The sequence below is a fragment of the Secundilactobacillus mixtipabuli genome, assembly GCF_002217925.1.
Taxonomy (GTDB): domain Bacteria; phylum Bacillota; class Bacilli; order Lactobacillales; family Lactobacillaceae; genus Secundilactobacillus; species Secundilactobacillus mixtipabuli.
Map to the genome: position 1 here is coordinate 200,034 of NZ_BCMF01000006.1, position 19,744 is coordinate 219,777.

19 protein-coding genes are annotated in these 19,744 nt (G+C 45.5%); 13 read left to right on the top strand and 6 right to left on the bottom strand.

What is annotated here, in order from left to right; all coding sequences use genetic code 11:
• The first annotated feature begins 370 nt into the window (after positions 1-370).
• Positions 371-1,549: an RNA-guided endonuclease InsQ/TnpB family protein gene (locus tag IWT5_RS07440; RefSeq protein WP_225360246.1), complete on the top strand. Its 1,179-nt coding sequence runs from the start codon at positions 371-373 to the stop codon at positions 1,547-1,549.
• A gap of 151 nt (positions 1,550-1,700) precedes the next feature.
• Complete coding sequence (gene lepA / locus IWT5_RS07445; RefSeq protein ID WP_089109322.1) at positions 1,701-3,539, top strand: translation elongation factor 4; 1,839 nt, start codon at positions 1,701-1,703, stop codon at positions 3,537-3,539.
• A 112-nt stretch (positions 3,540-3,651) separates the two neighbouring features.
• Here lepA and IWT5_RS07450 read toward each other — a convergent pair whose 3' ends face one another.
• Positions 3,652-4,848, bottom strand: coding sequence for a DNA/RNA non-specific endonuclease (locus IWT5_RS07450; protein ID WP_225360247.1), 1,197 nt, complete (start codon positions 4,846-4,848; stop codon positions 3,652-3,654).
• Between the two features lie 220 nt (positions 4,849-5,068).
• Here IWT5_RS07450 and IWT5_RS07455 point away from each other — a divergent pair, with 220 nt between their 5' ends.
• On the top strand, positions 5,069-5,392 hold the full coding sequence (locus IWT5_RS07455) for a thioredoxin family protein (protein WP_089109323.1): 324 nt from the start codon (positions 5,069-5,071) through the stop codon (positions 5,390-5,392).
• 76 nt (positions 5,393-5,468) lie between these two features.
• Here the strand turns inward: IWT5_RS07455 and IWT5_RS07460 are convergent, their stop codons facing one another.
• The 3 genes from IWT5_RS07460 to IWT5_RS07470 form a co-directional block, all read right to left on the bottom strand.
• Positions 5,469-5,663, bottom strand: a complete 195-nt coding sequence (locus tag IWT5_RS07460; protein ID WP_089109324.1) for a hypothetical protein — start codon at positions 5,661-5,663, stop codon at positions 5,469-5,471.
• Positions 5,660-6,559 (bottom strand): DegV family protein, encoded by a 900-nt coding sequence (locus tag IWT5_RS07465; RefSeq protein WP_089109325.1) that lies wholly within the window; start codon positions 6,557-6,559, stop codon positions 5,660-5,662. The genes IWT5_RS07460 and IWT5_RS07465 overlap by 4 nt, the downstream gene beginning before the upstream one ends.
• 95 nt (positions 6,560-6,654) lie before the next feature.
• Positions 6,655-7,566 (bottom strand): magnesium transporter CorA family protein, encoded by a 912-nt coding sequence (locus IWT5_RS07470; protein WP_089109326.1) that lies wholly within the window; start codon positions 7,564-7,566, stop codon positions 6,655-6,657.
• Between the two features lie 406 nt (positions 7,567-7,972).
• Here IWT5_RS07470 and IWT5_RS07475 point away from each other — a divergent pair, with 406 nt between their 5' ends.
• The 7 genes from IWT5_RS07475 (at position 7,973) to IWT5_RS07505 (ending at position 13,860) form a co-directional block, all read left to right on the top strand.
• The gene (locus tag IWT5_RS07475; protein ID WP_089109327.1) at positions 7,973-8,314 is read left to right on the top strand and encodes a hypothetical protein; all 342 of its coding nucleotides are present in this window, start codon (positions 7,973-7,975) and stop codon (positions 8,312-8,314) included.
• Positions 8,315-8,363: 49 nt separating this feature from the next.
• The gene (prmA, locus tag IWT5_RS07480; RefSeq protein WP_089109328.1) at positions 8,364-9,323 is read left to right on the top strand and encodes a 50S ribosomal protein L11 methyltransferase; all 960 of its coding nucleotides are present in this window, start codon (positions 8,364-8,366) and stop codon (positions 9,321-9,323) included.
• Entirely contained in the window at positions 9,324-10,058 is a 735-nt protein-coding gene (locus tag IWT5_RS07485; protein WP_089109329.1) for a 16S rRNA (uracil(1498)-N(3))-methyltransferase, read from the top strand.
• Between the two features lie 70 nt (positions 10,059-10,128).
• Positions 10,129-10,458 (top strand): hypothetical protein, encoded by a 330-nt coding sequence (locus IWT5_RS07490; RefSeq protein ID WP_089109330.1) that lies wholly within the window; start codon positions 10,129-10,131, stop codon positions 10,456-10,458.
• Positions 10,459-10,462: 4 nt separating this feature from the next.
• A complete protein-coding gene (locus IWT5_RS07495; RefSeq protein ID WP_089109331.1) occupies positions 10,463-12,700 on the top strand; it encodes a RelA/SpoT family protein in 2,238 nt (745 codons plus the stop codon).
• A 58-nt stretch (positions 12,701-12,758) separates the two neighbouring features.
• Positions 12,759-13,205: a D-aminoacyl-tRNA deacylase gene (gene dtd, locus IWT5_RS07500; RefSeq protein ID WP_089109332.1), complete on the top strand. Its 447-nt coding sequence runs from the start codon at positions 12,759-12,761 to the stop codon at positions 13,203-13,205.
• Between the two features lie 10 nt (positions 13,206-13,215).
• Positions 13,216-13,860: an HAD-IA family hydrolase gene (locus IWT5_RS07505; protein WP_089109333.1), complete on the top strand. Its 645-nt coding sequence runs from the start codon at positions 13,216-13,218 to the stop codon at positions 13,858-13,860.
• Here IWT5_RS07505 and IWT5_RS07510 read toward each other — a convergent pair.
• Together IWT5_RS07510 and IWT5_RS07515 are read right to left on the bottom strand one after the other, a co-directional pair.
• Positions 13,854-14,687, bottom strand: coding sequence for a fructosamine kinase family protein (locus IWT5_RS07510; protein ID WP_089109334.1), 834 nt, complete (start codon positions 14,685-14,687; stop codon positions 13,854-13,856). The genes IWT5_RS07505 and IWT5_RS07510 overlap by 7 nt on opposite strands.
• Before the next feature lie 23 nt (positions 14,688-14,710).
• On the bottom strand, positions 14,711-15,559 hold the full coding sequence (locus IWT5_RS07515) for an N-acetylmuramoyl-L-alanine amidase family protein (protein ID WP_089109335.1): 849 nt from the start codon (positions 15,557-15,559) through the stop codon (positions 14,711-14,713).
• 361 nt (positions 15,560-15,920) lie between these two features.
• On the opposite strand from IWT5_RS07515, the gene hisS reads away from it, so the two are divergent.
• From hisS to msrA, 3 genes are all read left to right on the top strand, one after another.
• Positions 15,921-17,207, top strand: coding sequence for a histidine--tRNA ligase (gene hisS, locus IWT5_RS07520; RefSeq protein WP_089109336.1), 1,287 nt, complete (start codon positions 15,921-15,923; stop codon positions 17,205-17,207).
• A 12-nt stretch (positions 17,208-17,219) separates the two neighbouring features.
• On the top strand, positions 17,220-19,013 hold the full coding sequence (aspS, locus tag IWT5_RS07525) for an aspartate--tRNA ligase (RefSeq protein WP_089109337.1): 1,794 nt from the start codon (positions 17,220-17,222) through the stop codon (positions 19,011-19,013).
• Between the two features lie 175 nt (positions 19,014-19,188).
• On the top strand, positions 19,189-19,728 hold the full coding sequence (msrA, locus tag IWT5_RS07530) for a peptide-methionine (S)-S-oxide reductase MsrA (RefSeq protein WP_089109338.1): 540 nt from the start codon (positions 19,189-19,191) through the stop codon (positions 19,726-19,728).
• Positions 19,729-19,744: the final 16 nt, after the last annotated feature.

Here is a 19,744-nt window from a genome sequence, read left to right on the forward strand (position 1 = left end):
GTTGATCATTGACCAGGCGACTTTTTGATTTTAGAGTGAATTTTAACCATCTCAGGTGGTTTGAGCTGGTTTCTGTTATAATAGCTAATATGTTTGAATTTAAAAGGTAGGAGGCATGAACAGTAACTGTTTTGTTGTGAAAGGATATCAATCTGTATAAAGTGGTACTTCTATTCTATTGTGTATGCTTACAAGTCTGGTAAAAGATCTAACAAGGTTAAAGTTCGACGTTAGGTTTCCGTATCAACTGATAGCATATAAGTAGTGATTTATATGAATTTCATTAAAAGGCTTTTTGGGATAAATCTATCCCGTATAATATGAGGGACACCTCACCTTGGTGATTAAATTCTATAAGGCGGAACAATTGATGTTACTCACCTATAAAGTCGAAGTTAAGCCAACAGAAAAACAGGCCTGGCAGATTGATTCCCACATCAGTGGTAGTCGTTGGACTTACAACTTGTTTTTAGACATCAATCGACAACGCTACGAAAGAGGTTACTGCTACTTAAATGCTTACGCCTTTAGTAAGTGGTTCAACCATGAGTATCTAGAAGCTAACCCTGATGATATATGGATCAAGGATTTATACGCAAAATCGGTTAAACAGGCCTTTATCGATGCCGATATGGCAATGAAGCGGTTCTTTAAGAAACTGAGCGGTTTTCCACATTGGCGCTCGTTTAAGCGCGGTCAGGGTAGCTACTATTTTGTTAAGAACAGTAAAACGCAAATTGTTTCTTGTCAGCGTCACCGGATCAAGTTACCAAAACTTGGCTGGGTACGTTTGAAAGAATTTGGTTATATCCCCACTGATGCTGAGCATTTTGTGATTAAACAAGGCCGGATTAAATTTAAGGCTGGCCGGTATTACCTGACCTGTTTAGTGGAACAGGCTGAGCTACCAAAGCTAGAAATAACCGGTGAACCAATTGGCATTGACCTTGGCCTAAAAGAATTTACCATTTTAAATGATGGTACTATGTATTCTAATCAGAACAAAAGCAGTCGGGTAAGGCGCATCAGAAAACGCTTGCGCAGACTGCAAAGAAAAATGTCCCGTCAGTATCACGCACTGAAAGCTAGAAAACGGAAAGAAGGTCAGTCTGCTACTGATTTGAATCTAGCTAAAACTCAGCGGAAGGTGCAACGCTTATATCAACGATTAACCAACATTCAATCAGATTATCAAAATAAGGTTATTGCCAATGTGGTGAGAACCAAACCGCAATGGGTAGCCTTAGAGAATTTGAATGTTAAAGGTATAATGAAAAATCGGCATTTAGCTAAAGCAGTCAGTTATCAAGGATTCTACAATTTCAGGATCAAATTAATCACTAAATGCCGTCAATTAGGCATTCCAGTACATTTAACTGGTCGGTTTGAACCAACTTCTAAGTTATGTCATCAATGTGGCTATAAAAAAGTTGATTTAAAACTCAAGGATCGAGTGTATGAATGTCAAAACTGTCATTATACTGAAGATCGCGATATTAACGCGGCCCTGAATATCAGGGATACTGAAAACTTTGAATTAGCCTACTAACCTAGGCTTCAAAGGATGTACCGGTGGCTAGCCGGGAATTGACGCTTGTGGACTATCATACCAACTGTATTAGCGAGCTTCGTGCGAGGCAGGATGGGCAGAAGCAAGAATAATCTATAACTTTTTGTAAGTTATCAGTAGCAGAATGCAAATGGATCTTGAACAAATGAAGGCGCACCAACGAGAAATCCGAAATTTTTCAATTGTCGCTCATATCGATCACGGTAAGTCGACGCTAGCTGACCGCATTTTGGAAATGACGGATACCGTTGCCAAACGCGATATGCAAGACCAAATCCTTGATAATATGGACCTGGAACGGGAACGTGGCATCACGATCAAATTAAACGCGGTGGAACTGACCTATGACGCCAAGGACGGCCATACTTATGAGTTTCACTTGATCGACACCCCCGGGCACGTGGACTTTTCGTATGAAGTGTCACGGAGTCTCGCTGCCTGTGAAGGGGCGGTTTTGGTTGTTGACGCCGCTCAAGGGGTGGAAGCCCAAACCTTAGCGAACGTTTATTTAGCCATCGACGATAATTTGGAAATTCTACCAGTGATCAATAAGATTGATTTACCGTCCGCTGAACCCGAAAAGGTTCGCAAAGAAGTTGAAGATGTGATTGGTATCGATGCCTCGGATGCTGTTATGGCCAGTGCCAAAAAGGGGATCGGTATTGAAGATCTCTTGGAACAGATCGTCCACAAGGTACCAGCACCAGATGGCGATTTGGAAGCGCCGTTGCGGGCATTGATCTTTGACTCGATTTACGATGACTACCGCGGGGTTGTTTTGAGTGTTCGGGTCTTTGAAGGCACGGTAAAACCTGGTGATAAGATTCGCTTGATGAACTCTGGTGCCGAGTACGAAGTCACTGAAGTCGGGGTTAACTCGCCCAAGCCCATCAAACGCGATCAGCTGATTGCCGGTGAAGTTGGCTACATCACAGCCAGCATCAAAGACATTGAGGATACGCGAGTGGGTGATACGGTCACTAACGCTGCCAATCCAGCTGAAAAGGCATTGCCTGGTTACCGGGAAATGGCCCCCATGGTTTATGCCGGGCTGTATCCCACCGATAACGCCAAGTATCAGGATCTGCGTGAAGCGTTGGAGAAGCTGAAGCTAAATGATGCCGCGCTGGAGTTCGAACCAGAAACTTCCCAAGCACTGGGCTTTGGTTTTCGTTGCGGCTTCTTGGGCATGTTGCACATGGACGTGGTTCAAGAACGGCTGGAGCGTGAGTTCAACCTCAATTTAATTACCACGGCACCTTCCGTAACGTACCATGCTAATTTGGCTGATGGTACAGTTAAAGAAGTGGAAAACCCGTCAGAAATGCCGGATGTTGCGGCGATTAAAACGATTGAAGAACCCTATGTTAAAGCGACAATTATGACGCCTAACGACTATGTCGGGGCAGTCATGGAACTCTGTCAACGCAAGCGTGGGCAGTTCGTGACAATGGAATATTTGGACGATTACCGGGTTAATGTCATTTATAAGATGCCACTATCCGAAATTATCTTTGATTTCTTTGATAAGCTGAAGTCTTCCACTAAGGGTTACGCCTCATTGGATTACGAATTGGACGGCTATCGTGAAAGTGACTTGGTCAAGATCGATATTCTGCTGAACGGCGATAAGGTCGATGCGCTGAGTTTCATTTCTCACCGTCAATTTGCCGAAAAGCGTGGCCGTGATATCGCAGTTAAACTGAAGAAAATTATTCCGCGGCAAAACTTTGAAATCCCGATTCAGGCTGCCATTGGTGCCAAGATCATTGCACGGACAACGATCAAGGCTTACCGGAAAGATGTGACTGCTCGAATTCATACTGGTGATCCCGACCGGCGTGCGAAGTTGCTGGAAAAGCAAAAGCGTGGGAAAGAGCGGATGAAGTCCGTGGGGACAGTGGATATCCCGCAGGAGGCATTCATGGCGGTACTGCAAACGGATGAAGAAGAAAACACCGGTAAATAAGGTTTTATCGCACAACCAAACAAGCAGCTGGGCCGAAAAGTCCAGGTGCTTTTTTGATTGTTGGTAATTAAAAAGCCGATAGCGAATTCGCTACCGGCTGAAATGTTAAGCTTTATGGTTGTGCATACTCGTTGCCACGAATAGGTGCGGTTGCACCGGAATTTATCGCACTAGACTTGGATTCGTAAGTGTAGTTGCCAGGATTTGTCACGCGGCTGTAGTACTTTTTGCTCTGGGATACATAAACGTAACCCGATTGGGCAATGTGCCACTTACCGGCTGTCGTGGCACCAGCAGATACTGACGGATTTGCGGTGCCAGTACTGTGATGCTGGTGATAGCCTGTCGTTTTAGCACGATGGTATGCCTTGGCATTATTTGCTCCCGTACGATAATTGATTTTGATACCTTCAGCATCGTTAATGACTGCAATCTCAATATTAAGTTCGCCATCTGATGACTTGATATCAACTAAGGAACCGCGAGGGATACTTTCGTCACCCTTGTAAATTGGGGTTGTTTGATAAGCTACCGTCTGATGAGTACCAGGGTGGTCCTCCCAATAATTTTCAACGGTTTCTTCACCGTAACGCATGCCGCCATTCTGATCAGCGCCGACGTTTTGAGGACGGGTACCGGTGGTAAAGTTATTGCTGGAAGTGTAAGACTTGGCGCCTAACAGGCTATCACCAATGGAGTGACTACGGTTCCATAGATACCCATGGTATGTTCGTCCAGTTGAAGCATAGGAAATGGCGACAATCGAATTATTGCTTGGCCAGGCATATGGTTCTAGCGGATCACCTTGACGAGACCCTTGAGAAGAGGCGTATTCTTGGTAGGTGAGTTTCGCCCGTGCAGTACTAGGCCGCTGCTGGGCGTCTTGTGAGAAACGCGTTTCACCAGCGCTGAGTTGATTAAAGTCGATCAAATGAGCTTTGCCAACTTGCCAATAGTAATTACCGGTGGGACCTGCGGATCTTTTGTCCGTGTAGCTGACCAGTTTACTCAAAACACTTTTGTGAGTTGAAATTGTTGACTGCTGAGCCACAGTCTTTGAGGCTTGATGAGTTGAGTGGTGTTTAGTGGTGCTGTTGTCCTTGAATTCAGAGCGGGTATTGGACTGATCATTCGCTGATTTTCCCGTAGCACTGCAAGCGGATGTTCCACCAATCAGGATGGCTAAAGCGAATAGTACCGCGAAGGCTTTACCTACTCTCTTGTTGGGCTGGTGTTTGACAATACGAAAACCGCAATAAGTCATCAGTAACGCACTGATTAGCAGCAGGATGATGTCAAATGAAGACATTGGTTGTTTCCTCCTAGATCTAGATATAATAAAATAAGTCATTAATGATTACTATCTTAATATAGCAAGTCTTTGCAGCCTTTTCCAATATAAATTCATAGCATGTTATGTATGGCGGAGTAAACGGTGGGTATTTTTGAAGGGTTTAAATCAGAAACCTTATGTCGTGAACTGATATATAATGAGAGTTGAGATTAGAAATTAAAAGGGGTGAGCATCAATGACCGTGATCAAAGCAATTCTAGACACAACGTACGCTGCAGAAACCCGTGACGGCATCGTGCTGGTTGATTTTCGCTCGGATTGGTGTGCACCATGTACCGCGGTTGACCGGATACTGGCAAATTTGGCAGCTGATGCTGACCTTGCTCAGCGGGTAAAATTCACTTCCTTAACGGTCAATCAGCAACCATTGATTGCGACAGCGCTTGGGGTCATGAGCACGCCAACGGTGATTTTGAAAAAGAACGGTGAAATTGTCGACGCAGTCATTGGACCACGGTCGGCAGCTGCGTTTGAGGCGTTTATCAGAAAACACCTGTGAGCAAAACTTTAGAAGTGATGAAAAAGAAGCTAGCTGCCGATAATGGCAAGCTAGCTTCGATTTAATTAGTCAGGCGTTAGTCACCTAACCGCGGTAAAATCTGTTTTTGAATAAACAATAATAATTGCTGATACTCTGCCTTGTTTTTAGGCGTTGGAAATTGCGAAAAATCAAGCTTGGGCTGATTTAAGTCACGGTTTAAGGCTGCCACAAAATCGTGACGGGAAAGGTAGTCAGTATCACCTTTCGTGCCGATGGAGAAAAAGTTCATTTGCCATTCTTCTTTCGATTAGCTGCAGATTCTGGCCACTGTTCCCAGTCGTAATCCCAGAGTAAAGCCATCGTACCGGCGCCAACGTGGACACCGATAACCGGCCCAATTTCACTATGGTCGATTTTGACGTCTGGGAATTGCTGTGCCAAATCCGCAGACCATTCTTTTTGTAATTCTGGGTTGTTCGCATCAATGACCGTTAAACGTAAGGGGTAATCAGCCTGCTCGTAAGCGGCTTGAAACTTTTGCTTAATTCGAGTATATGCCCGGCGCATGGTCCGCTCTTTTTCAATCGCAACGATTTGTGCCTGATCATTAAAGGTGAGGATCGGTTTGATGCGCAGCAGACTACCCACTAAACTTGACGCGTTTGATAAGCGTCCTGTCCGCACGAGGTGGGAAAGATCGTCCACCACAAAGTAAGCGTCGATGGTGTCCCTTAAATGGGTGAGCGCTTGAATAATCTCTTCAGGGGAGTGGCCTGTCTGCACTTGCTTAGCTGCCAGCATGACGAGGTCGGCCTCACCAGCGGATGCAATCCGCGAATCAAATGGGTACACCTTGATGTTAGTCACATTCGGCAAATAATTGACTAAATTACTATAGAAGGTGGTAATGCCGGAAGACAGATGAATGCTGATGACCGCATCGTAGTCTTCGCTTGCCAGCTGGTCATACATGGTCTGCATTTGTCCAAGGGTGACTTGGGTAGTCGATGGCATCTGTGAGTCGGTTTTTAAGCGGTGATAGAATTCACTTGTGGAGATCTCAACGTTATCCAGATAAGTCTGGTGACCAAAAATAACGGTGATTGGCACCACGTGAACATTATTTTCCGCGATTTGTTTGGGTGTTAAGTAACTGGCCGAGTCAGTTACAACGGCAATTTTCATAAAATGGACTCCTTTAGTGTTGTTAGACCATAATCGTTAAGAGCATATCAAATTCGCGTGGGCTTAGCAATTAGCTCACGCGAACTTAAGAGAAACTATAGCCGATGATGCATTTTGAAAACCAGCAGTAGCCATGCGATGAGTCCAATTGACAGGACGATCACCATGATCCAGGCGAGATTGAAGCTTTCTAAGGGGAGTTTGACGTTCATGCCAAAGAAACCGGTAACGATCGTTGGGACCGCCATCGTGAGCGACCAGATGGTCAGAAACTTCATGGTATCGTTCAAATTATTATTAATGATACTGTCGAAGGTATCAGTGATCCGGTTGACCACTTGTTCTTCGTTTTCAATCATATGTTGGACCTGGTCAGATTCAATGGAAACGTCCTCCAACAAATCGTTTTCAATACTAGAATTATTAACCCCGAAGTAAGTTCTTGGTATTCGCGTAAACAAGTCGTTATTTGATTCAACACCGCTGTTGAAGAAAGTCAGTGTTTGGCCTAAGTAGGATAACGCCACTAAGTTAGTGTTTTTGGCATCTTTGTTCAGCATTTTATCCAACTGATTACGTTGCTTTGTCACAAATTTGACGATTGGGATATAGCTGTCCACCAAATCGAACATTGACTCTAAGATGAAGGCGGAAGTGGTTGTGATATCCGGATCAGCTGCGGTTTTTTGAAAGGCAGCATCGACGAAGTTCAGCCGACTTTCGTTAAAGGTGAAAAGGACGCCTTGATGAATCAAAAAGCCAACCGGCCGTGTGATATAACGTGGTGCCTGCGTATTTTTAAGTTGGTAAGGGACGAGAACAATCATCAGTTGCTGGTTATTGGCGGGATCGTAAACGTAATTGGCGGTTTCATCTTTATCGGTAACATAAGTGATGATATCGTCAGTGATCCCGTATTCAGCCATTAACGTTTGCTGTTCATCCGCCGTTAAGGCCGTTGTCTCAACCCAATCAAAGCCATTCAGTTGTTTGGTTGGTTTAATCATGAATAAACTTCCTCTTTAGTTTCTAATTTAAAAGCATTTATGGTTCAAGAATACTATTTCCACTCGTAAAAGCAAGAGGTTGTGACATAACTCGTTATATTCTGGAATCTGAGTTGTGGAACAGGTTAAGGCTATATTCAAGTCATGAACTAAAGTGAATTTTAGGCTGTGTGTGAGTCGAGAAATTAGATTAAATTCAGACTTATGTCACAGCTTCAATAATGATAACGAAAATATTCTGAAGCTTCTATGAGGATTATTTAATGGTTTATTGACTTTTTAATAAAAGTCCAGTAGTATATTCTTTTTAAAGAGCGGAATAACCCCGTCGTCTGTTGCTTACAAGCGAAATATGATATGATGTATTTAATAGTAAGTTAGCGGGTTACAAAAAAATCGTTGGGAGGTGATTACCGTGCTAAATCAAACTAAACAGTACTTAAAAAGCCGGCATTATCAGTATGAAAAATCATATATTCGGCCTCTGATGACTCCTGAGAGTGTTTACGTCTTTAAGTTTGGTCGGGAGGCATTGAATAATCGGGTAATCATCCGATACAGTCACACGTGGACTGGTCGTCGAAAGATCAATGAGATTGACCTTCGGCTGCACAAACAAAAGCATCCACGGATCTTCCGAACTGAAAAAGAATTATTAGACTATCTTGAATCCCGTTTACCGCAACGGGAACACCAGGAAGCAGAAAAAGAACAGGAACGTCAGACTGATGAGGAGAACGCTAAGTAACTTTGGCGTTCTTTTTTTGGAATTTTACTCGTGAACGGAGGATATGGAAATGGATTGGACCGCAATTACCGTAACAACGACTAATGAAGCAGTGGAAGCAGTCAGCAATATTTTAATGGAACACGGTGCTTCTGGTGTCCAGATTGATGATGAAAAGGACTACGAACAGCTGAGCAAAGTTGACTGGGCCAAGAAGGGCGAAATTGTCGATGTCGACGAAATTCCGCACGTTAAAAGCGGGGCGAGGGTGACCGCTTATTTTCCGGCGACGATTTACGTCCCAGAGATCGTTCCCGAAATCAAACGGCAGGTAATTGGGTTAAAAGCGTTTGATCTAGCCGTTGGATCAGCTGAAGTGACCACTGATAAAGTGGATGAAGCCAACTGGGCAACTGAATGGCAGAAGTATTATCATCCCGTTCAGGTCACCCGGTTTTTGACGGTGGTCCCAAGCTGGGAGGATTATCAGCCTAAAGCTAAGGACGAGCGGATCATCAAGCTTGATCCAGGTATGGCCTTTGGGACTGGCACCCATCCCACGACCAAGCTGTCGATGCAAGCCCTTGAGATGGTCATTCATGGCGGTGAACGCATGATCGATGTCGGCACCGGTTCAGGGGTTTTAAGCATCACTGCAAAACAACTCGGTGCTGGCGATATTCGGGCCTATGACTTGGATCAGGTCGCGGTTGATTCAGCCAAGAAGAACCTTGATTTAAACCCTATTGCATCAGATGTCAAAGTCGCAGCAAATAATTTGCTGAACGGGATTACAGGTGAGGCCGATATCATTGTCGCCAATATTTTAGCCGAGGTGATCATTCCGTTGATCCCACAAGCGTGGGGGCTGTTGCCGGTGAACGGTTACTTTGTGACTTCGGGCATTATTGCTGAAAAAGCTGACCAGATTCTAGCTGCGCAGCGTCAACAGGGCTTTAAAATCAGGCAGACACTAAAGATGGGTGATTGGTATGGTGTGATCGCCCAAAAGCCAGGAGACGACGAATAAATGCAACGATACTTTATCAAACCAATTTTGAAAACCGGTACTCGCTTCGACCTAGACAGCAACGTTTCTAAACACTGGCTGCAGGTGATGAGAGGTGTCCCTGGGGACCAAGCCGAATTCGTGGATGGTCAAGAAGATCTCTACTTAGGCCAGCTAAATGAAGACCATACCGTGACGGTGGTTAAACCATTGGAAACCTATGTGGAACTTCCCGTGAAAGTGACCATTTTATCAGGCTTGCCGAAGCAGGATAAGGCGGAATGGATCGTCCAAAAAGCGACTGAGATGGGTGCCGATACCATCTGCTTTTTTGGTGCCGACTGGTCAGTCGCTAAGTGGCAGCCAAATAAATTGGCTAAAAAATTGAGCAGGCTGCAAAAAATTGCTCAGGGCGGTGCTGAACAAGCCCACCGAACCCACGTGCCAACGGTCCGTTATTTCAACACTTTGAAGCAGGCGGTTGCCGAATTAAAAACGGATCACTTACTGGTTGCTTATGAGGAAGCCGCAAAAAGGGGCGAACAGGCTCAGCTGGTCAAATTATTGAACAGGGTGCAGAAAAACGAGCGGCTGACGGCTGTCTTTGGCCCAGAAGGCGGTATTTCACCAGCTGAAATGCAGTTGCTGGAACAAAGACACGCCACGGTTGCCGGTCTCGGCCCCCGCATTTTACGGACGGAAACGGCGCCGCTATACTTTCTTGCGGCGGTTTCAACGATGTTAGAATTACAATGACTGAATGCTATTCATTCGTGTATAATAATGCTAAAATGTAAATCATTCATATAATTAAGAGAGTGAAGTTATGATGACAATTTTAAAACGGATTGGCTGGCCTTATTGGGCAGTCAGCATTGTCTTGGGCGTGGTTTTGCCCATCATTTTACACAGTATTTCGATTAGCGGTATGTGGCGCTCAGGTATGATTTACGGCTTGGGCTACTCCATTATCGCCGGTCTACTCGGCTATTTTGTGAAACATCGTGGGGAACGCTGGTGGCTATTATTTACACTACCCGTGTTATTCGCCCTGGGGATTTACCTGTCGGGCCCTAAATACGCTTTATATTTTGCACCAGTCTATCTTTGTATTAGTTATTTAGCTTATGGCCTAAGCGCCACGCAGAGGAAGTGATCGGATGTCTAGAGATCAAACTTGGACAGCTCAAGGTGTGATCGATGCTGTCTCATCGTATATGAATAAGGATCACGTAGCCGTTGTCGAGCGAGCGTATAAGTTTGCTGCGGTGGCTCATAAGGATCAAATTCGCCAATCGGGTGAGCCATACATTATGCATCCCATTCAAGTCGCAGGGATCTTAGCCAACTTAAAAATGGATCCAACCACCATCGCATCAGGTTTTCTTCACGATATCGTCGAGGATACGGGTGTGACCCTCGACGACGTTCGGGAACTGTTTGGTGACGATGTGGCCATGATCGTAGATGGTGTCACCAAGCTGGGCAAGATCAAGTACAAGTCCAACAAGCAGCGGTTGGCTGAAAACCACCGCAAATTACTGTTAGCCATGTCAAAGGATATCCGGGTGATGATCGTTAAACTGGCTGACCGGCTGCACAATATGCGCACCCTTCAGCATTTGCGTCCCGATAAGCAGCGCCGAATCGCCAACGAAACGCTGGAAATTTACGCACCGCTGGCTGATCGACTTGGTATCAGTACGATTAAGTGGGAATTGGAAGATATTTCACTGCGTTACTTGAACCCGCAGCAATACTACCGAATCGTGCATTTGATGAACTCTCGGCGAGATCAGCGTGAAAGCTATATCGCGGAAGCTATTCAGGATATCAAACACGCTATTAGTGATTTAAACATTAAGCCAGAAATTTATGGCCGGCCGAAACACATTTACTCGATTTATCGGAAAATGCGTGATCAGCATAAGCAGTTTAGTCAGATTTATGACTTACTGGCTATTCGGGTGATCGTGGACAATATTCGTGACTGTTACGCTGTTTTGGGTGCTATTCATACCAAGTGGAAGCCCATGCCAGGCCGGTTTAAAGACTACATTGCCATGCCAAAAGCGAACATGTATCAATCCTTACATACCACGGTCATTGGGCCTGAAGGTCGGCCCCTTGAAGTCCAAATTCGGACCGAGGAGATGCACCGGGTGGCTGAATTTGGTGTGGCGGCTCACTGGGCTTACAAGGAAGGTAAGACGGATAAGGTTCAGACCACTAACACGGGTAACAAATTAAACTGGTTTAAGCAGATCATTGAACTTCAAGAAGATACGGATGATGCCTCGGACTTTATGGATAGTGTCAAAGGGGAGCTGTTCGGCGACCACGTTTACGCCTTTACGCCGAAGGGTGACGTGCTGGAATTGCCAAAGGGTGCTGGCCCACTTGATATGGCTTACCAAATTCATACTGAAGTTGGGAACCATACCACTGGTGCTACCGTTAATGGTAAAATCGTTCCGTTGGATTATGAAGTGAAAAACGGTGATATTGTTGACATTAAGACCTCGTCTAACTCCGCGGGTCCTAACCGTGATTGGCTGAAGCTGGTTTCAACTCGGCGGGCTCGCAATAAGATCAAGCAGTTCTTCCGTCAAAAAGACCGGGAAAAGAACATTGAAACGGGTCGTCAAACCGTTGAACAGCAATTGCGTGACTTTAAGTTTGATCCTAAAGAGCTGATGACAAAGGAACAACTGCAAAAAGTGGTCGAGAAGATGCATTATCAGCACATTGACGATTTATTTGCGGCGGTTGGTTTTGGTGACCTTCAACCAGTGGGGGTTGCTAACCGGTTGACTGAGGACGTTCGGCAACAGCGTGAGGAACAGCGGCAGCGCCAAGAAGAGCGTGAATTGTTAGAAGAACATCAGACCATTGATAATACCGAATCAGAATCTGATTCACAGCGGAAACGGAAGTTGAAGCCGTCCGAAGGGGTTGTTATTGAAGGCGTTGATAATCTGCTTGTTCGTTTGAGTCACTGTTGCGCGCCCGTTCCTGGCGATAAGATCGTCGGGTACATTACTAAGGGCCGTGGCGTTTCAGTTCACCGTTCAGATTGTCCTAATGTGGCCCACGCTGAAGCCAATGGTGAACGAATTGTCGACGTTTACTGGGCTAATCCCAATGACACGACGGCGATGTATAACGCTGATCTTGAGATCCAAGGGTATAACCGGGATGGTCTGCTCAACGATGTTTTGCGGATCATCAACAACACCACGAAGCAGTTAAACGTGGTAAATGGCCGAGTGGATCATAACAAGATGGTCACCATTTCAATTTCAATTGGGATCAGGAACGCTGAACAGCTGGAACGGTTAATGGATGTCTTGAAAAATGTTCAAGACGTTTACGTGGTTAAGCGACCATTTAGATAAAGAAAAAAAACGACACGGGTAGCCGTGTCGTTTTAATATCCGTAAGGAGGATTTTATTGTGCGAATTGTATTACAGCGGGTCACTTCAGCGCAGGTTGCCATTGACGACCAAGTTGTTGGTAAAATTAATCAGGGTTACCTGCTATTATTTGGTGCATCGGATTCAGATGGTGAAGACGAGATTGATTACTACGTCCACAAAATTGTTAAATTGCGCGTGTTTGCTGATGAAGCAGGGAAGATGAACCGGTCAATTGAGGATATCAAGGGCTCGATTCTGTCGGTTTCGCAGTTCACGTTATACGCCGATACCAAAAAGGGGAACCGGCCGAGTTTCACTAAAGCGGGCGCGCCAGACCATGCCAAACAAATTTACGAACGGTTCAATCAAAAATTACGTCTCGCTGGCATTCCAGTTGAAACTGGCGAATTTGGTGCTGACATGCAGGTGAGTCTAGTCAATGATGGCCCAGTGACGATCCTCTTTGACAGTGCGGATCTATAAGGAGGAAGACATGACATATCAATCGTTTTTCTGGGATTTTGACGGGACTATTTTTGACACCTATCCCATTATGGTACAAGCGTTTATGCTGGCGTTGACGCAGCAACGGGTTTCTGAAATTGAGTTAGATGAACAGGACGTTTATGAAACCATGCGGCAGCATTCCTTAGGGACGGCGGTGCAAAAGTTCAGTGCTCACTTTAGCCTGCAGGCTGACCAGTTAGAACGTGATTATCGCCAAAATGAAAAGGGCACCATTCAGCAGGCCAAACCGTTTCCAGGGATGGTTGAATTGCTCCAGGAGTTAGCAAGTCAGGGTGGCCAGCATTATTTACTGACCCATCGCAATCAGAGTGCTAATCAGTTATTAGCAGCTGCGGGCATCAAAAAACTGTTCACTGATGAAGTTACCAGTGAACAGCCATTTCCAAGGAAACCGAATCCAGCTTCCTTAAATGCTTTAATTGAGCGTAACGGTGTTTCTCGTGAGACTGCCATTATGATTGGTGACCGCACGTTAGATATCGAAGCGGGTCATAACGCGGGGATCGCCGGTGCTTTATTTGACCCCGGCCGATTGATCGACAGCCAAGCCAGCCACCCTGAAATCAACGTCACAAATGTGATTGGGTTACGTGAGGCGCTCCTTCAGTAAAGACTAAGGATGCGATCAACTGAGCCACCATAACTTTCACCAAACAAGTTTAAGTGTGCCATAAGGTAATAAAGCTGATACCATGGCAGGCGTTCCTGAAAACCTGGCTGAGTGGGGTAAGCATCGTTATAGCCCTGATAAAATTGGCTATTGAAACCACCGAAGACGGTGGTCATTGCTAAATCAAATTCCCGGTCACCGTAGAGGACATCCGGGTCGATCAAGGCCGGCTTGCCGTCGGCGGTAAACATGACATTGCCAAACCACAGGTCGCCATGCAGCAAACTTGGAACACTTTCATGCATTTGATAATAATCCAGAATAATCTGGCAGAGCCGCTCAAGGTGGTCCTGCCTTTTTTGATTCCAAAGACCATGCTGATTGGCTCGCTTAGCCAAGACTTCCAGTCGTTGATGAACGTAAAAGTCGCCCCAGTTCGATTGCCAAGTATTGATTTTTGGTAATTTACCATTAACATCATGACTGAAACCAAATTGATCATAATGAATCTGGTGAACGCGAGCCACCAGCTGACCGAGGTCATATTGGCTGCCTGTCCCACTTTCCAGCCATGACAGAATCAGGTAGGCGTCGCCGTCAATCTGGCCGGAAGCAATTACTTCTGGTACTAACGCCGCCTGTCCCAGTAATTTGAGACCCTCAATTTCGTGTTGATAGAAGCTTTGGTCGCGATTAGGCTGAACCAGTAAGAAGTAAGTTTCGGTGTTAGTTGTTAGTCGATAAGCCTGATTAATATCACCGCCAGCTACTGGCGTCACGCTTGTGATCGACTGGATCGGTAATTGGTTGAGCCATTCTTTATCCATCTATAAACCATCCTTTCTGAAAATTATTTATCCTGAAAGTAGGCCGATAATCCGTTGGTAATGTCTTTAGCAATCTGATTTTGATAAGCCGGATCTTTAATGGCTTTGAAGTCCTTGGCGGTATTAATGTAGCCCATTTCTAGCAGTAAAGCTGGTCTGAGATTGTCGCGGATCACTTCAAAATTCCCAACGTCGATGCCCTTATTGCTAAGAGGAAGTCCGACAAGGTGCCGATTAATGGCCTGAGCTAGCTTCAATGAAGTGTCAGCATGATAGTAATAGGTAGTAAAGCCGGATCCTAGATTATTCGTTGGACTGGAATCATAGTGAAAACTAATAAAGGCATCCGCATGATTATCGGTTGCCATTTCTGGACGGGCACCCAGTGAAACGGTCTGATTGCCGGTACGGGTCATGATGACGTGGGCACCGCGCGCAGCTAATTGGTTGCGAACCCGTTTGGCAAGCTGGAGGGTATACGTTTTTTCATCGTGCTGCTTATCAATTGAGAGGGCACCAGAATCACTGCCGCCGTGACCAGGATCCAAAACGATGGTGGCTTCAGAAAGATTCGTGGCCGTTTTGATTTTCGGCGATTGATTGATCAGCCAGCTGGCGACCCAGCCAAACTGATGATCGTCGTAACGGACTTTATACCAGTTATCAGTTTTCTGGACAATGTAAACGGCTTGCCCCTTTTTCAAAATAGCCTTGGTTTGGTAATTGATGTTAGGGCCAGTTCGCACATTAATGTTGGCGATTGGCGTGGTGAGCCGGTCTTGGCGAACCGTTTGAAAGATGGCGATGCCAAGTGTCAGCAAGATGGCCAATGAGATGGTAATCTGCTGCCAGTGTTGTTTAACGTAGTTCAAATAAGTTTCCCTCAATCTGTTTTTGAGATAATTATAGATGATTTCAGCTTAAAGATACAGTCTCCACTCAAAACGTCCTTGACTTTTAGTGGGAGACTGAGTAGTCTTATTGGTAGTTAAATAAATGAAACACCGTTGAAAAAGATGAGTAAATGACCCGTGACTTTCAGAAAGTATCTGGTGGATGGAAAGATACAGCAGGCGGGAAGTTGAAGACACTTTTGAGGTGAATAAGCGATTATTCGTGTCCAACGTTATGGATGAGTTAATTTAAGGTGGTACCGTGCGAAGCACCCTTGTGAAAACAAGGGTGCTTTTTATTGTTTTGCACGCAGTAACGAAAATCGGAAAGGAAGATACTATGCGTTATCAGCGACCTAAAGGCACTGCTGACATTTTGCCGGGTGAGAGTCAACACTGGCAGTATGTTGAAGCAGTGGCGCGTCAAGTATTTAAGAAATATCGGTTTGAAGAGATTCGGACACCGTTATTTGAAAATTTTGAAGTGTTTTCCAGAACTTCTGGGGATACCTCAGATATTGTGACTAAGGAAATGTACGACTTCAAGGATAAGGGTGACCGGCACATTAGCTTGCGGCCAGAAGGTACTGCGGGTGTTGTCCGGGCTTTCGTCGAAAATAAGCTCTATGGTCCAGAAGTTCAAAAGCCATTCAAGACCTATTATATGGGTCAGATGTATCGTTATGAACGACCGCAATCCGGCCGGCAACGGGAATTCCACCAAATTGGGGTGGAGGCTTTTGGTTCTGACGAGCCCGCTTTAGACGTCGAAGTCATTGCAATGGGCAGAGACCTGTTCAAGCATTTTGGCATCAACAATTTACGGCTTGCCATCAACACACTTGGTGATAAAGAATCCCGAGATAATTACCGTCAAGCACTGATTGATTACCTCGAACCGCACTATGATGAACTCAGTGAAGATTCTCAAGTCCGGCTGCACAAGAATCCGTTGCGGGTTCTGGACAGCAAGGATGAAAAGGATAAACGGTTCGTGGCTGATGCGCCATCCATTTTAGACTACCTGACACCCGCTGCCCAAGATCATTTTGATCAGGTTAAGAACCTGCTGACTGCGTTAGGGATTGACTACGTGGTTGATTCAACCATGGTCCGTGGCCTGGATTACTACAACCACACCATCTTTGAATTCATGGTCGACTCTAAGGCGTTGGGTCACGGTTACACAACGGTCTGTGCCGGTGGCCGGTACAACGGTTTAGTTGAAGAATTAGGCGGCCCAGAAGTTTCTGGTGTCGGTTTTGGCCTCGGGATGGAACGCTTGATTCTTTTGATGGAAGCTGAAGGGGTTCAATTCCCAGAAGAACATCATCTGGACGCTTACGTTGTGGGGATTGGCGATGAAGCTAACGCGACGACGCTACAAGTAGTTCAAGCCTTGCGTTCACAAGATTACTCAGCTGATCGCGATTATTTAGCCCGCAAACCCAAAGCGCAGTTCAAAACAGCTGATCGCCTGAGTGCCGCTTACACACTGACTGTTGGCGAAGCTGAGCTGGCTGCTAAAACGATTCACGTGAAGAACATGGATTCTGGCAACGAAGTATCAGCACCATTGGCAGATGTCATGAGTAACTTTGCCGGTGTCATTTCAAATATTGATTAAGGAGAGAAAAAGATGAAGCGAACAACATACGCCGGTCTGGTGGACGAAAAATATCTTGATCAAGATGTCGTCTTAAAGGGCTGGGTTCAAAAGCGCCGTGATTTAGGCGGCTTGATTTTCATTGATTTGCGCGACCGCGAAGGGATCGTTCAATTAGTATTCAGTGAGGAATTCGATAAGGATGCCCTGGCTGTTGCTGATCAGTTACGGAACGAATACGTGATCGAAGTTAAGGGTCACGTGGTTCCTCGTGCTGAACATGAAGTTAACGACAAGATGCGGACGGGTAAGATCGAAGTCCGAGTTTCCGAAATTAACTTGTTAAACAAGGCTAAGAACCCGCCATTTTATATTCAAGACAATATCAACGTGTCCGACGATCTGCGGTTGAAGTATCGTTACTTAGACTTGCGTCGGCCAGAAATGCAACGTGGGCTGATGATTCGTAACCGGATCACGCAGTCGGTTCACAGCTACTTTGACTCACAAGGATTCATCGACATTGAAACCCCTGATTTGACCAAGTCCACACCAGAAGGGGCTCGGGATTACCTGGTACCTTCACGGGTTTATCCAGGTCATTTCTACGCCTTACCACAATCACCACAATTGTTTAAGCAATTGCTGATGGGTGCCGGCTTTGACCGTTACTACCAAATCGCACGTTGTTTCCGTGACGAAGATTTACGTGGGGACCGTCAACCAGAATTTACCCAAATCGATATGGAAACGTCATTCTTAGATGCTGAAGAAATTCAGGATCTGACTGAAGGCTTGATTGCCAAGGTCATGAAAGAAACTTTGGATATCGACGTTGAGTTACCATTCAAGCGGATGGACTGGGACGAATCCATGGCTCGCTTCGGTACTGACCAGCCTGATGTTCGGTTTGGAATGGAACTAAAGGACTTAGGCGATGTCGTCAATAACTTAGGCTTTAACCTCTTCAACAAAGTGCTTGAAGATGGCGGTCAAGTTAAGGCGATTGCTGTACCGGGTGGTGCTGATAAGTACTCTCGTAAGGATATCGACAAGTTCGTTGAACACATTGAACGGTTTGGTGCCAAAGGCTTACCTTGGTTGAAGGTCACTGACGATAGCTTCACTGGCCCAATCGCGAAATTCTTCAAGGATGATGCTGATTTGTATAAAGCCATTACGGAACGCACAGGTGCTAAACCTGGCGACTTGCTGTTATTCGCCTGTGATTCTAGCCGAGTGGTTGCGCAAACCTTGGACTACTTGCGTCGGACAATTGCTAACGAGTTAGGTTTGATTGACGAATCGAAGTTTGCCTTCCTTTGGATCGTTAACTGGCCATTATTTGACTACGATGTTGATTTGAAGCGTTGGGTACCAGCCCATCACCCATTCACCATGCCAAAAGCTGGTGATGAACATTACTTGGACGAAGGCGAAGATCCTCACAAGGCCTATGCTCAAAGCTACGACATTATCTTAAACGGTCTGGAATTAGGTGGCGGATCGATCCGGATTCACACCCGTGATTTACAAATGAAGATGTTCAAGGCGCTAGGCTTTACTAAAGAGCGGGCAGAAGATCAATTTGGTTACCTGCTAAATGCTTTGGATTATGGTTTTCCGCCTCATGGTGGTCTGGCTATCGGCTTGGATCGCTTTGCCCGCTTGTTAGCTAAGCGCGGTAACATTCGAGACGTGATTGCCTTTCCTAAGAACTCAAAGGCTGTTGAACCATTAACGGCCGCACCAACCACAGTTTCAGACAAGCAACTGCAAGATTTGAACTTGTTTGTCACTAAGGATGACGATGACCAGGATAAGTAGGTTATTTTAAGTCAGCGGTGAAAACTTTTTAAACATGACTGTGTAAAAGAGAGCCTGACACTCAGCAATTCTTAGCTGAATGCCAGGCTCTTTCGTCTGTGCTTTGAAGCGTCATGCTTGTGTGTCATGCTTAAAAGCCATATACTTGTTACTATTAAATTTAGAGGTGAAAAAAATGAGTGATAAACGAGAAACGGCAATTTTTGCTGGCGGTTGTTTTTGGTGCATGGTTAAGCCATTTGACACTCAACCAGGGATTGAATCCGTTGTGTCAGGTTATACGGGCGGTCACGTTGCTAACCCCACCTATGAACAGGTCTGCAGTCATACGACAGGGCATACTGAGGCGGTTAAAATCACGTTTGATCCCGACATTATGCCTTACGAAAAGTTAGTTCAAATTTATTGGCAGCAAACGGACCCAACGGATGCCATGGGTCAGTTCCAAGATCGCGGGGATAACTATCGGCCGGTGATTTTCGTGAAGGACGAACATCAACGCCAGGTTGCTGAAAAATCCCGTCAAGCACTGATCGATAGCGGTAAATTTGACGACCCAATTGTGACTAAGATCGAAGATGCTAAGCCATTTTATGAAGCGGAAGAAGCGCACCAAGATTTTTATCGTAAGGATCCACTTCGTTACGCGATGCAAGAAGCGGGCGGTCGAGAAAAGTTCGTTAACGAACATTGGCACGAATCAACGAAGAAATAGGGACTTTTCTAGAAAT

Bases quoted from the DNA above. Each gene is read 5' to 3' on its own strand.
- IWT5_RS07465 (WP_089109325.1), bottom strand. From the start codon at position 6,559: ATGAAAATTGCCGTTGTAACTGACTCGGCCAGTTACTTAACACCCAAA.
- IWT5_RS07510 (WP_089109334.1), bottom strand. From the start codon at position 14,687: ATGGATAAAGAATGGCTCAACCAATTACCGATCCAGTCGATCACAAGC.
- aspS (WP_089109337.1), top strand. From the start codon at position 17,220: ATGAAGCGAACAACATACGCCGGTCTGGTGGACGAAAAATATCTTGAT.
- msrA (WP_089109338.1), top strand. From the start codon at position 19,189: ATGAGTGATAAACGAGAAACGGCAATTTTTGCTGGCGGTTGTTTTTGG.
- IWT5_RS07485 (WP_089109329.1), top strand. From the start codon at position 9,324: ATGCAACGATACTTTATCAAACCAATTTTGAAAACCGGTACTCGCTTC.
- IWT5_RS07490 (WP_089109330.1), top strand. From the start codon at position 10,129: ATGATGACAATTTTAAAACGGATTGGCTGGCCTTATTGGGCAGTCAGC.
- IWT5_RS07495 (WP_089109331.1), top strand. From the start codon at position 10,463: ATGTCTAGAGATCAAACTTGGACAGCTCAAGGTGTGATCGATGCTGTC.
- IWT5_RS07440 (WP_225360246.1), top strand. From the start codon at position 371: ATGTTACTCACCTATAAAGTCGAAGTTAAGCCAACAGAAAAACAGGCC.
- prmA (WP_089109328.1), top strand. From the start codon at position 8,364: ATGGATTGGACCGCAATTACCGTAACAACGACTAATGAAGCAGTGGAA.
- IWT5_RS07505 (WP_089109333.1), top strand. From the start codon at position 13,216: ATGACATATCAATCGTTTTTCTGGGATTTTGACGGGACTATTTTTGAC.
- IWT5_RS07470 (WP_089109326.1), bottom strand. From the start codon at position 7,566: ATGATTAAACCAACCAAACAACTGAATGGCTTTGATTGGGTTGAGACA.
- lepA (WP_089109322.1), top strand. From the start codon at position 1,701: ATGGATCTTGAACAAATGAAGGCGCACCAACGAGAAATCCGAAATTTT.
- IWT5_RS07460 (WP_089109324.1), bottom strand. From the start codon at position 5,663: ATGAACTTTTTCTCCATCGGCACGAAAGGTGATACTGACTACCTTTCC.
- IWT5_RS07450 (WP_225360247.1), bottom strand. From the start codon at position 4,848: ATGTCTTCATTTGACATCATCCTGCTGCTAATCAGTGCGTTACTGATG.
- IWT5_RS07455 (WP_089109323.1), top strand. From the start codon at position 5,069: ATGACCGTGATCAAAGCAATTCTAGACACAACGTACGCTGCAGAAACC.
- hisS (WP_089109336.1), top strand. From the start codon at position 15,921: ATGCGTTATCAGCGACCTAAAGGCACTGCTGACATTTTGCCGGGTGAG.